General features: G+C 44.9%; 11 protein-coding genes and 2 tRNA genes. 5 read left to right on the top strand and 8 right to left on the bottom strand.

All coding sequences use genetic code 11. From position 1 onward, the window contains the following. Nucleotides 1-2 precede the first annotated feature (2 nt). Together LQ247_RS07645 and LQ247_RS07640 are read left to right on the top strand one after the other, a co-directional pair. A tRNA-Asn gene (locus LQ247_RS07645) sits at nt 3-77 on the top strand. A gap of 2 nt (nt 78-79) precedes the next feature. Further along, nucleotides 80-152, top strand: a tRNA-Thr gene (locus tag LQ247_RS07640). 434 nt (nt 153-586) lie between these two features. Here the strand turns inward: LQ247_RS07640 and LQ247_RS07635 are convergent. Further along, complete coding sequence (locus LQ247_RS07635; RefSeq protein WP_231005848.1) at nt 587-1,756, bottom strand: serine hydrolase domain-containing protein; 1,170 nt, start codon at nt 1,754-1,756, stop codon at nt 587-589. A 175-nt stretch (nt 1,757-1,931) separates the two neighbouring features. On the opposite strand from LQ247_RS07635, the gene LQ247_RS07630 reads away from it, so the two are divergent. The 3 genes from LQ247_RS07630 (at nt 1,932) to LQ247_RS07620 (ending at nt 3,692) form a co-directional block, all read left to right on the top strand. After that, nucleotides 1,932-2,153, top strand: coding sequence for a hypothetical protein (locus LQ247_RS07630; protein ID WP_020449908.1), 222 nt, complete (start codon nt 1,932-1,934; stop codon nt 2,151-2,153). Between the two features lie 149 nt (nt 2,154-2,302). Continuing rightward, the gene (locus LQ247_RS07625; protein ID WP_231005855.1) at nt 2,303-3,244 is read left to right on the top strand and encodes a bile acid:sodium symporter family protein; all 942 of its coding nucleotides are present in this window, start codon (nt 2,303-2,305) and stop codon (nt 3,242-3,244) included. Between the two features lie 34 nt (nt 3,245-3,278). Continuing rightward, nucleotides 3,279-3,692 (top strand): DUF5391 family protein, encoded by a 414-nt coding sequence (locus LQ247_RS07620; protein ID WP_130569415.1) that lies wholly within the window; start codon nt 3,279-3,281, stop codon nt 3,690-3,692. 29 nt (nt 3,693-3,721) lie between these two features. Here the strand turns inward: LQ247_RS07620 and LQ247_RS07615 are convergent, their stop codons facing one another. The 7 genes from LQ247_RS07615 to murQ all read right to left on the bottom strand — a co-directional run bounded on the left by LQ247_RS07615 (nt 3,722) and on the right by murQ (nt 12,478). Next, the gene (locus tag LQ247_RS07615) at nt 3,722-4,591 is read right to left on the bottom strand and encodes a PhzF family phenazine biosynthesis protein (protein WP_025810886.1); all 870 of its coding nucleotides are present in this window, start codon (nt 4,589-4,591) and stop codon (nt 3,722-3,724) included. Nucleotides 4,592-4,709: 118 nt separating this feature from the next. Continuing rightward, entirely contained in the window at nt 4,710-5,939 is a 1,230-nt protein-coding gene (locus tag LQ247_RS07610; RefSeq protein ID WP_020449912.1) for an exo-beta-N-acetylmuramidase NamZ family protein, read from the bottom strand. Then, nucleotides 5,936-7,870, bottom strand: a complete 1,935-nt coding sequence (locus LQ247_RS07605) for a glycoside hydrolase family 3 protein (protein ID WP_231005846.1) — start codon at nt 7,868-7,870, stop codon at nt 5,936-5,938. Before LQ247_RS07605 ends, LQ247_RS07610 begins: the two co-directional genes overlap by 4 nt. Before the next feature lie 14 nt (nt 7,871-7,884). Beyond that, on the bottom strand, nt 7,885-9,234 hold the full coding sequence (pbp4b, locus tag LQ247_RS07600; RefSeq protein WP_145929762.1) for a penicillin binding protein PBP4B: 1,350 nt from the start codon (nt 9,232-9,234) through the stop codon (nt 7,885-7,887). A gap of 66 nt (nt 9,235-9,300) precedes the next feature. Next, nucleotides 9,301-10,668 carry a PTS transporter subunit EIIC gene (locus LQ247_RS07595; protein ID WP_216922164.1) on the bottom strand — a complete coding sequence of 456 codons (1,368 nt, stop codon included), beginning with the start codon at nt 10,666-10,668 and terminating at the stop codon, nt 9,301-9,303. A gap of 16 nt (nt 10,669-10,684) precedes the next feature. After that, complete coding sequence (locus tag LQ247_RS07590; RefSeq protein WP_020449916.1) at nt 10,685-11,542, bottom strand: MurR/RpiR family transcriptional regulator; 858 nt, start codon at nt 11,540-11,542, stop codon at nt 10,685-10,687. An 18-nt stretch (nt 11,543-11,560) separates the two neighbouring features. Further along, nucleotides 11,561-12,478, bottom strand: coding sequence for an N-acetylmuramic acid 6-phosphate etherase (gene murQ, locus LQ247_RS07585; RefSeq protein ID WP_231005844.1), 918 nt, complete (start codon nt 12,476-12,478; stop codon nt 11,561-11,563). Nucleotides 12,479-12,509: the final 31 nt, after the last annotated feature.

The raw sequence follows: 12,509 nt of genomic DNA, 5'->3' as shown, positions 1-12,509 counted from the left end.
ATTCCGCAGTAGCTCAGTGGTAGAGCTATCGGCTGTTAACCGATCGGTCGCAGGTTCGAATCCTGCCTGCGGAGCCAATGCTTCCATAGCTCAGCAGGTAGAGCACTTCCATGGTAAGGAAGAGGTCAGCGGTTCGAGCCCGCTTGGAAGCTTAAGTGAATACGTTGATATGACAAGGTTTCTCCTATGGTGGAGAAAGCTTTTTTTGTTTTATGATATTTTGCTTTCAACTTATAGAATGTATAAAAGCAGGCTTAATGCCTGCTTTTATTGCTATATCCACTCATATAAAACGTTAATTGTGACTTCTAAAACAAGAAGGAACAACATATAACTCCCGTACTTTAACGTATCAGGTTCATGCTGTTTTGAGTCTTTAAAAGTCCATATAAATAATGCTACAACGCCAATAACGGTCACGATTTTGCTAAGCGTTAATAAAGACATGACAACCTTCCTTTATATTGAAAATTATTTATTATCCATCTTCCATATTTATAATTAAAATCCCTTTTAACCGTAAAAACTTTTTCTGCTATTAAACAAGCTCTCTGACTCGGATGACAGAGAGCTTGTTTAAATATGTTTAAAATCCATTTAAAATAGAGAAGATCCGATTGTTTACACTGCCAAAAGATTTGATGTTGTTTTGGATGTTAGAAAATAGAATGACGTATCTGCTCCCTGTCAGACTGAAACTGTTTAATATGTTATAGCCGGGCATGACACCGTGACTAGAATAGCTTCCCGGCGACACATAAAAGCCCATACCGTATGTTGCTTTGTTTGGCGTAAACATTTTCATAAAACTTTCATTGGAAATGATTTTTCTTTCGTAAAGTGCTTTATCAAATAAATACATATCATAAGCGGTCATATAAATATCACCAGCCCCATAAAGCTGTGATAAATTCGGCATGTCAGGCGTATAAAGCTCTTTTTGCGGGTTTAATTTATACCCTGTCGACGGATTTGACTCTTTAGCAAATGTTTTATAAAAGCCTGCGTGTTTCATACCGGCAGGTTTAAAAACGTGCTTTTTGATGTATTGATCGACTGGTTCACCGCTTACCATGGAGACAATGTATGCCAGAACCGAGTAATTGGAGTCTCTATAATCCCATTTCCCAGTTGGGTATTTTACGCCTCGTTTTTCGATATCTTTCATTAAATCTTCCGGCGAAATATATCCGTGGCCTTCTTTGTGCCCCCTAATCCCTGATGTGTGTGTCAAGAAATGATAAAGGGTGATCTTTGAGCCGTTTGGAAAGTCAGGAAGATACTTAGAAACGGGGTCATTTACTGATAGCAATCCCTTTTCCTCAAGCTGTAAAATTGCCGTTGCAATAATGGCTTTTTGTGATGACCCAACATAAAAGACGGTGTCCGGTGTATTGGGGACCATTTCCTCGCGGTTTGCATATAAATACCCTTTGCTTGTCACAACGTTTCCGTCTTCTACAATTAATGCTGTGCCGCTGAATCCAATGCTTTTTAAATATTGATCCAATTGAGCATTATCATTTTTTGTGATGATAGGGTTCTTTTTTGTTTCATTTTGATTTGTCTTCTTCTTTGCTTCAGGCTGTTCTTTTTTTTCAGTTGCCTGTAGTTGATTTTCTTGGTGATCTCGCATACCGCTTGGAAGTGCAAGATAAATTACCGCACAAACAAGAAGAAAGGAAAGAATGATGAGCCTTCTTTTTGTTTTCTTCTTTTTTCTTTTCTTTATTCGCGTTCTGTATGTTCTTGCCATGGCGAGTACTCCTTCTTTTATATGTGACGTATTTACTGACGCAATAACCCCTTAAAAAGTTTCTTCAAAATGCTAATATTTTCATACATGGTTTGGGATAATGCCAAAATTTACATTTTGTTTACACTTGAATAAGAACAAATGTTCGTATAAAATAAAGATGTGAGGTGAGACGATGAATAAGCTGTTGTATCGTTCAATGGAAGACGGTTTTCCGGTAGAAATCATTTACATGAAAGAAAGTAGTTTTTCTAAACGGGCGATTCTCGTGAAAGAAATTAAAAACGGTTATGTGAAAGCATTTTGCTTCCAAAAACAGCAGTTCAGAATGTTTAAGATAGAGGCCATTTTAACCGTGTTCCCCTATAAAAAAAGAAGCATAGCTCATTATGCCTAAAAGCTACTCTTTCATCTTGCTGTCTTTTTCTGTATTCCCTTCCTGTTTTGATATTCCATCTTTTGTTATAATGAATGTAAATTCGATTTAAAGAGAGCGGGCGTTTTACATCTATGCTTCAGACGATCAATAAAACACTTGGTAAGATTATGCCTTTACTGACGCCTTTAAGTGTTGTCAGCGGGGTGTTGCTTGCGGATTACTTAAATGGGCTGGCGGGTCTTGTGCCGTGGATTTTTGCGTTTATGACATTTGCCGGCAGCCTTGGGGCAAATTTTCAGTCGCTGAAAACAGCGATGGTTCATCCCTTGCCGATGCTACTCGCTTTATTTGTTTTGCACATATTTATGCCTGTTCTGGCATGGGGCACGGGGCATCTTGTGTTTAGCGGAGATTCATTAACGATTACAGGGCTTACCCTTGGTGTTGTCATTCCGACGGGTATTACGAGTATGATTTGGGCTGCCATGTATAAAGGAAACATCGGCTTAACCCTATCGATTATTTTAGTGGACACGATTCTTTCGCCTTTCATCGTTCCGTTCAGTCTTTCCATCCTGGCCGGGGCGCATGTTGAAATGGATGTAATCGGTATGATGAAAGGTTTAGTCGGAATGATTGTGATTCCTTCTTTGCTAGGAATGCTCGTCAATCAATTTTCAATATCGGAGCGGACAGCGCGTTTAAGCGCGAATTGCGCTCCATTTTCGAAAATCGGGTTAGCCGCCGTGGTGGCGATTAACAGCTCAGTTGTCGCTCCTTACCTGAAAAACGTCGATTTAAAGTTTTTAACGATAGCCGTTACGGTTTTTTTGGTGGCATTTACTGGCTACATGACAGCTTGGCTGATCGGTCGGCTGATGAAACGGCCCCAGGAGGAAATCGTGGCTTTAATTTTTACCGGAGGAATGCGGAATATTAGCGCCGGCGCTGTGTTGGCCACCGGATTTTTTCCGCCGCAAGTGGCTGTGCCCGTTGTCATCGGCATGCTGTTTCAGCAGATCCTGGCTGCGCTATATGGGCATTTGCTTACAAGAAGCGAGCTGAAAAAAACGTATCATTTAGACAAAAAAACGAGTCTGCCCTCATAGTTGGCAGACTCAAACCTTACAGGAGTGAAAAACAATGAAAACCAATAGGGTAAGTGTGATGATTTGGACTTTAATTTCCGCATTTTTGTTTTGTTCTTTATTAGTCACAGCTTCACTTTCTCCGCTCGCTCATTCAGGCCCCCATGCTAATGAGTTTGGCACTTTGGGGATGTGGGCGGCAATCGGAACCGTTTTACTCTTTTATATCCTTCCCCTTGCTGTTTATATGGCCGGGTTTGATGCGATGAAGTTTGTAATGGCTGTTCTTTGCGGAATTGGATTAATCATCACGCTGACCATGATTCCAGTGGTTATGTTGATTGGCGCTTTTGGCGGATATGCTTCTGCTTTATTGGGCGTCGTATGCCTTTGCATTCTGTCAGCGATCGTGAATGTGATTTGGTTAGTCGCCGCTTTTCGCAGGCCGTCAGCGGCTGCTTCTTTCTAATATTTAAAAACCGCTTTCCCGCGTTGTGTTCAAGTTCGCCAGGTTCCTTTTGCGATCAGGTGGACGTTTCCCCCGATGTGAATTTCTATGCTGTTTTCCGTTGTGTGCGCTTCAATATAAAGCAGGGAAGGCCGGTTTATTTCATACCCTTGTTCAGCCCTTATGCTGAGGTCATTTTGATTAAAATAACCGTGATGCAGTAAATATCCTGCGAGATCCCCGATTGCGCTTCCTGTTGCCGGATCTTCGGGAACGCTGAGACAGTCGCAAAAAACTCGTGTATTGATGTGATTTTGTTCATGATAGGTTTCCGTAGAAAAAACGAGCAGACTGGCTTCTGTTTCTTTCATAAAAGCTTCAAACCGATCCTTGTTGATTTTGCATTTTTTAACTGCACTTAGCGAATTTAACGGGACGATAACTGCTGGCAGACCTGTGGAAACCTCTTGTATCGGGAAATCCAAATCCATATCACATGTGTCGATACCGAGTACTTCTGCCATCATTTCTTTATCAAAAGTTCGATTAAATACAGGCGGATTTTGCTTCATCCAAATGATCTGATCTTCACCTTTGTCAAACGATACCGGTATTGCGCCTGCTCGAACATTTAAAATGACGCTTGAAGATGGTTCAGTTTCGATTTCATTCTTTATGATAAACGCTGTGCCCAGCGTCGGATGTCCTGCAAACGGAATTTCTTTTTCCGGGGTGAAGATTCGGACATCATACCCGCTGTTTTCCTGTTTCCCTAATATAAATGTTGTTTCGGAAAAATTAATTTCCCTAGCTATTTTTTGCATTTTATCACTTGATAGGTTCTTTTCTGCTTTAAAAACGGCGAGCTGGTTTCCTGTATATTTTGTTTCTGCAAACACGTCCACAAGGTAAAATTCCATCCGATGTCTCTCCCCTTTAAAATGACCTTCCTGCCCTAAAGGCAGTTTTACATATCTTACATGAGATGAGAATCATTGAACAGTCTAAAAAAATAAAGAAGAGCGGATCCCGCTCTTCCTAATAAAGCAAATACTTCTTTCTGATATTCATAAACCGTTTTTGATCTGCTTCGTATTTTTTGACGATTTCATCAATTGAAGCGCCTTGTTCAATCATAGCTTTGACCCATCCATTCCCGATCAGACGGTTGAAATTGCCTGAAGGGAGGAACTCAAAGTCGTCCGGGTAGAGGTCATGGACGGTTTTGATGATCGCGATACCGGTATTTACAGGCTTAAAAGCGGACCTGTTTGTCACGTAAAGCTCCACCCCGTGGCACAGTTTATTTTGATGCTTTGAAAATGTCGGAGTGAACGAGGCGGCTCTGAATCGGACGCCAGGAAGCTTCAGACCGTTTAATTTTTCGGCGAGTTCCGTACTTTTCATGTAGGGCGCACCAATTAATTCAAAAGGCTTTGTCGTGCCCCTTCCTTCTGACATATTGGTTCCTTCAATTAAACCTGTGCCCGGGTAGACGATGCCCGTATCCGGCGTCGGCATGTTCGGGGAAGGCAGGACGAAAGGAAGACCAGTGTCTTCAAAGAACATCTGTCGCTTCCACCCTTTCATTTTGATGATGGTTAAATCGGCGCCGATGTTAAATTCGTCATTAAACAGCTTTGCCAGTTCTCCTGCGGTCATTCCGTGCTTTAAAGGGATGGGATACATTCCGACAAATGAAGAATAATCCGGATCAAGGACAGGTCCTTCAACTTTTAAGCCGCTTTGCGGGTTTGGCCGGTCAAGAACAATGAATGGAATGCCGTTTTCTTTTGCCGCCTCCATCGCATAAGCCATTGTGTAAATGTAAGTGTAAAACCGCGTTCCGACATCTTGGATGTCAAATAGCAGGACGTCAACGTTTTTCAACATCTCCGGTGTCGGTTTTCTCGTATCTCCGTAAAGGCTGTAGACGGGGAGACCGGTTTTTTCATCAATATAAGAGTCAACCTTATCGCCGGCTTGAGCGTCTCCCCTTACACCGTGCTCTGGACCATAGAGAGCGGTCAGCTCAATACCGGGGGCTTGGTGAAGCAAATCGATGCTGCTTGTTAATGCTGAATTGACACCGGTTGGATTTGTGATGAGACCGACCCTTTTTCCTTTTAATATGCTTTTCTTGTTCATGATCACTTCAATACCCGGTGAGACCTTTGCTTTCTTTTCTTTGTCCGGAAAGGCCGCTGCTGCGGTTAATGTACTGAAAACAAACATTCCCGCAAGCAGCCAGATCGCTTTTTTTCTCATTTTGCCCCTCCTTTGTGAAGCGGCTTGCCGTTTTTAATATTCAACCCGTAGCCGAACGGGTAAAGGGTTTCTCCGGGGCGTGTGACCGAAGGAATGTCTACGGGCAATGTTCCTTTAGGCTTTGCCTTTCCGAAGATAACTTCCACTCCGGCCGGAATATTCGGCTGCCTGAAGCCCCCGTTTGCATAGCCTTTAAAGCCGTATACTGCGATCACGGCAGCGGCTTCTTCAAAATTTGCCGTGTCATAAGGGTTTCGTAAGCTCATTAAGACAAATTTTTTCCCGTTTGCCTGAGCGTATTTCATGGCGGCGCGCGGAAAAGCAGTTGCCCACTTGCTTGAGTCTTGAATGCTGTCATCAATGACACCGTCGTTCACAACAGGATCGTTTTTGACTACGTATGATCCTGTGATGACATAATCGGCCTCGTCAATTTTCTTTTGAATCTCTTCATCAAACGCTTTTTCTGCAAATCGATATTCGACCACCTTGATGTTTTTCTTTATTTTGCTGATGGTTTTGGCGATTGCTGCTGTTTGCTCTTCGTATGGGGCGAGAATGAGGACGGTATCCCCTTTTTTCGGTTTGAATGGCAAGGTGCTTTTTTCATTTTTAAGAATGGTGACGCTTTCTCTTGCCATTTTTCTTTCGGATTTCATGTGTTTGTTGCTGCCGACCGTTTTCAAGGCGTATTTGATTTTTTTCTGAAGCGGTTCGGAGCCGGTGTGATCGATGATACCGCGGTTTATTTTTAATTGAAGGATTCGCTCCACCGACTGATCGATTTGTTCGATAGGGATCTCACCTTTTTTAACGGCTGTCAGAAGAGCTTCGAATACACGCGCTAGATTTTTTTCGGTCTCAAGCGATGTGACTTGTGCGGGCATGAGGGCGATGTCGACTCCTGCTTTGACAGCCATGACGACGGCTTCCTCCTGTCCGAAATTATCAGAAATGGCTTTCATATTTAAAGCGTCTGTTACGACAACGCCCTTAAAGCCGAGGTCTTTGCGGAGAAGGTCTGTCATGACTTTTTTGGAAAGTGTTGCAGGCACCATGATGTCCTCGCCGTCTTTTTTGCTTTTATAGGTTGTATTGTCAAAGGCGGGGAACTGGACATGCGCTGTCATGATCATGTCAATCCCTGCATCGATCGCTTTTTGAAATGGCGCAAGTTCAATGTTTCTCAGCCTTTTTTCATCATGCGGAACAAGCGGCAATCCGTAATGACTGTCAACCGCTGTATCGCCGTGTCCGGGAAAGTGCTTTGCTGTAGCGATCATTTGCTCGTCCTGCAGGCCCTTCATCATTTGGATGCCGAGCTTTGAAGTCAGCTCAGGCTTGGAACTGAAAGAACGAACGCCGATGACCGGGTTGCCGGGATTGTTGTTGACATCAAGTACAGGACTGAAGTTCACGTTGATGCCCAGCGATGCTAATTCTTTTCCGATGATTTTTCCTGATTTGAAGGCATTTTTGCAGCTTCGCGATGCACCGACTGCCATATTGCCGGGCAGGTTTGTGCCTGATTCGAGTCTGGTGACAATCCCGCCTTCCTGATCGATCGTGATAAAGAGCGGAATGTCAGGACTTGCTTTTTGCAGGCCGTCCGTTAACCGTACAGTCTGCTCTGTGCCTGTGACATTTTCAGCAAAAAGAATGACACCGCCGAGCCGGTATTTTTGAATGATTCCCGCGACTTCGTCATTCATTTTTGTTAATCCTTTGGCGTTCGATTCCCCTTTTTTCTTCCAGTTTCTAAAGTCAGGCATCAGCATTTGTCCGATTTTCTCTTCAAGCGACATGCTGCTGACCATTTGTTTGAGGTGTTGTTCCGGCTGCTGTTTCGCTTCTGCTTCGCGAGCGGCGGGCTGCAAAGCGAGAGACGATAACAGCAATGCAATCAACGCGCATTGAAGAAATCTTTTCATATAAGGGTCGCCTCCTATTGGTGATGTAACGCCTCGTAAATAGCTGTAATGACGCTGCCGTACTTTCCGGTTGCAAATGCGTCACCTTCGAATTGATTCGGGTTTTCTTTAGGGTTGATGACAGGAGAGTGCTTTTTATTGGTTAACAACACAATGCCGATTTGATACACGGGATCAATGATGGTGACGGTTCCCGTCCAGCCGGTATGGCCGTATGCCTTGTTGCTGGCGTGCTTGCCGAACATCCACTCCATATCGGTATTGCCGTTAAGCCGCCATCCTAGTCCATATGTGGGATTTGTTTTTGACGGCTTAGTAAATTGTGAAATGACCGAACGGCTGAATAGATGCTGTTTCCCGTAACCCCCGCCGTTCAGCATGACTTGAAGGAGCACTGCTGCGTCGTCAACGGTGGAAAAAAGGCCGGCATGCCCAGAGACGCCTTCCATTGAATAGAACGCTTTTTCATCGTGGACTTCCCCTTGAAGCGTGTAAGTTCTGATATTTGGAAACAAGATGGTGCCATCTCTGGTGTTTCCCTTTCGTTCCGTAGCTGCAAAATGCGGCGGTTTAAAGCCCTTTTGGAGCGGGTTAAACAAAGTATGCCGCAACCCGAGAGGCCGGTAAAATTGGTTTTCAACAAAGGTATCTAAACGCTCGTTTGTGACTTTTTCTATGATCAGCCCGAGGAGCATATAGTCGATGTCACTGTAAATTTGTTTTGTGCCGGGTTCATATGACAAGGGGGTTTTGACAAGATATTCAAGCGTTTTGCTCCGTGACTGAGAGTAGAGGTGTCCGGCTGCTTTCGGGTCGTAATAGTTCCAGCTTGCAGGGAAGCCTGCGTGATGGTGGAGCAAATCTATGACGCGGAGCCGGTTTTTTCCCTTTACATCGTCTTCCGGGTGATCTTTGAAATCAGGAAGATAATGTGAAATGTTTTTGTTCAAGTCAAGCTTTCCGGTGCTCACTAAATGCTGCAAGGCAAAATTGACGGCATACATTTTTGTATTGGAGGCGAGGTCAAACATCGTGTTTGCTTTCATTTTTTTTGGATGTTTGAGCGTCGAGAGGCCGTTGTATTTCTGCTTGTAGCCGTATGCTTCTTTTTTGACGATTTTTCCGTCTTTTATCAAAATCAAGGCAGCCCCGGGAAAGCCCGCTTTGACATCCTGTTCGATCAGACGGTCCACGGCTTTAAGCTTTTCCGAAGAAAAACCGGCTTCTTCAGGTGTTTTCGCCTTCGTTAATACGGGATATGTCAGCTGACCTGTTGTCTCGTTCGCAATTGCAGTCTGTGCTGATGACGGAAGCGGGAAAAAGCATGTCAGCAACAATAGGGACGATGCTGCAGCGCTGATCATAAACTTTTTCAGCTTGCTTCACTCCTTTCTGTCAAAAAATGCATAGTGGGAATTTTAAACAAACGTTTAATCAAATTCAACTGCCATATCGTCTTTAAAACCAAAGAGATATGTTAAGGCAAAGCCGGCAGCATAGGAAATAAACAAACCGAGAATATACAAAAGAACTTGGTGGGTATGGACTAAAAATGACAAAGGAAGACCTGATACGCCTATCGATTCGGTCGCGATTTTGAAATACGCTTGAAAGGCTCCACCTACTCCGGCGCCGAGGCACGCGGTTAAAAACGGACGTCCGAGTGGAAGAGTCACACCGAATATGAGCGGTTCACCGATTCCGAGCAGGCCTGACGGCAGTCCGCCGGCAATGGCTCTTTTGAGCTTTGCTTTTTTTGTTTTGAAATAGATCGCAAAAGCGGCGCCTACTTGACCTGCGCCCCCCATAGCCAGAATCGGCAGCAACGGGTCATCTCCGATTGAATTGATTAATTCCATATGAACGGGTGTCAATCCCTGGTGCAGTCCGGTTACGACGAGCGGAAGGAAGGTGGCCCCCAGTACAAAGCCGGCGATAATGCCGCCGAGATCTAAGATGGCGAGAAGTCCTGACGTAATGGCGTCAGATATCAAGCCGCCGACAGGCATGAAGACAACGTAAGTGACGATTCCTGTGATGAGAAGGGAGACTGTAGGTGTGATGATGATGTCGAGTGAATGAGGTACAATGCGCCTGACCCGTTTTTCGAGAAAAGCGATAAATGCAGCTGCGAATAAAATACCGATTAAACCGCCGCGTCCCGGCAAAAGCGCTTCACCGAAAAGCGAAATATCACCAACGGCCGGGTTAATGATTAAAATACCGGCTAATCCGCCGAGTGCGGGGGAGCCGCCAAATTCTTTCGCCGTATTGACCCCGACCAGGATGCCCAAATACGTAAATAAACCTGAACCTATTACCGTTAAAATAATGGCGGTTTGTGATGTTTCAGCGAGCCAGCCTGCTTGGATAACGGCTTTGGTGATTCCGGTAATCAAGCCTGAGGCGACCAAAGCGGGGATCAGCGGTATAAAAATGCTTGCGATCCGCCGAAGAAACAATTTAAAAGGTGTCGCGTTTTTCTTGGAAATCTCAGCTTTATGTTTGGCTGCGGATTGTTTTAAGTCAACGTCTTCCGCGGATTGAAGCAGCTTCCCGAACTCGTCTGATACGTGCTGTACGACGCCGGTGCCGAGGATAATCTGAAGCGTTTCCTCCTCAACGACGCCAATCACGCCTTCAAGCGCTTTGATTGAGCCGATGTCGGTTTTTTGACTGTTGACAGGCGTGATGCGCAGGCGCGTCATACAATGGGTATAATCCGCGACGTTAGACGGGCCGCCGATGTGTTGTAAAATCAGTTTTGCCAGGCCGGCATATTTTTTCTCATCGCTCATTTTATATCCCCCTTTTTTACAATTCGCTCATTCCCATCATGCGGATGGCCGCTTTTGTTTGATCAATATACTGAATGATGTCCTCGTAGCGCTCCGCGGCTATGCCTAAAAACAGAATGTCAATCATGTAAAGCTGAGTTAAACGAGAGGAGGTGGCGGCGCTGCGAAACGGCGCTTCGTTTGAGCATGACGTATACAGGGCGATATCGCTTAATGAAGAGACAGCAGACTGTCCAAACCGCGTCAGTCCAATGGTTTTAATGCCATGTTTTTTGGCGAGTCTGACTGCATTGGCGATTTCATGTGTTTCTCCTGAATGGGATATGGCAAACAGAACGTCATTCTCGCCGGCATTGGCGATTAATGTCGCGACAAGATGCATATCACTAAAAGCGGTGGCTTTTTTATTGATGCGCAAAAATTTCTGCTGGGCATCTTGTGCGACGATTCCTGAAGCCCCGATCCCGCAAAAATGAACCGTTTCTGCGTTGATCAGTATTTGAATCGCTTTTTGAAGATCTTCGTGGTCAATGTTTTCAAAGGTATCGCGAATCGCCTGAATCGAATTGCTGGTTGTTTTTTGAACGATTGAATGGAGCGGCTCTTGCGGTTCGATATCCCGGTATCCCTGATCAGACGGTTTCATTAAATCGCCGGCGACCCTCATTTTTAAATCTTGAAAGCCTTTCAGCCCCAGAGATTTGCAGAGCCGTATTGCCGCCGCCCCGCTTGTCTTTGCCGAAGAGCTCACCTCTTGAATGGTGCCGTTTACGACCTCGTGTGGGTTTTTCAAAATGTATTCGGCAAGCTTTCGTTCAGATTGCGGCAATCTGTGAAGCATATTCTGAATGATTTCCAATCCTCCTGCAGCCATTGTTTCTTCCTTTCTTCTTTAAACTTGGTCTTCATAAATGGATAGAGCTTTTTCGATATCGCCTTCTGATTTCTCAAGCAGGTTTTCGGAAGCGGCCGCATCTTCGTTTGTTTTCAGCATGATGATGGCGGTTTTGACTTGGTTATGGGATTTTTCTAACGCTAGTGCCGCCGCTTCTTTTGGAACACCTGTGACCGTTTGGATGATGCGAATCGCCCGCTCCTTTAATTTGTCATTGCTTACTTTTACGTCTACCATGAGGTTTTCATAGACTTTTCCCATTTTGATCATGGCCGCCGTTGAGATCATGTTTAAAATCATTTTATGAGCGGTTGCTGCTTTCATTCTCGTCGATCCGGCAATAACTTCAGGGCCGACGACCACTTCTATGCTGTGATCTGACACCTGGCTGATCGCCGAGTTTTCGTTGCATGTCAGTGAGACGGTCTTGGTGCCACTTTCCCTGGCATACTTCAAAGCGCCGAGAACGTATGGAGTCCGACCACTGGCGGCGATTCCGATTACGGTATCATTGTTTGAGAGGTTAACGGCTGATAAATCCCGTCTGCCGAATGCCTCGTGATCTTCAGCGCCTTCGACGGCTTTGTACAGAGCTTTTTCTCCTCCTGCAATGATGCCAATGACCGACTCGGGAGATATGCTGAACGTCGGCGGGCATTCAGCTGCATCGAGTACGCCGAGTCTCCCGCTTGTACCGGCACCGATGTAGATGATCCGTCCCCCTTTCTTTAACGACCCGACGGCGAAGTCAACGGCGGTCTTAACTTCCGGTAAGACTTCTTGTACAGCTTCGGCCACCATTTTGTCTTCATCATTGATGATTTTCAAAATATCAATCGTCTTTGCCTGGTGAATGCGCCTGGATCTTTCATTCCGGCGTTCGGTCGTTAATGAACCTAAATGGCTGTTTTCCATCGACAACTCCTCCTGATGATGAAGTGCATAT

Source organism: Bacillus sp. BS3(2021) (assembly GCF_021043345.1).
GTDB classification, from domain to species: domain Bacteria; phylum Bacillota; class Bacilli; order Bacillales; family Bacillaceae; genus Bacillus; species Bacillus paralicheniformis.
This window is presented reverse-complemented; position numbering and strand designations above follow the sequence as displayed.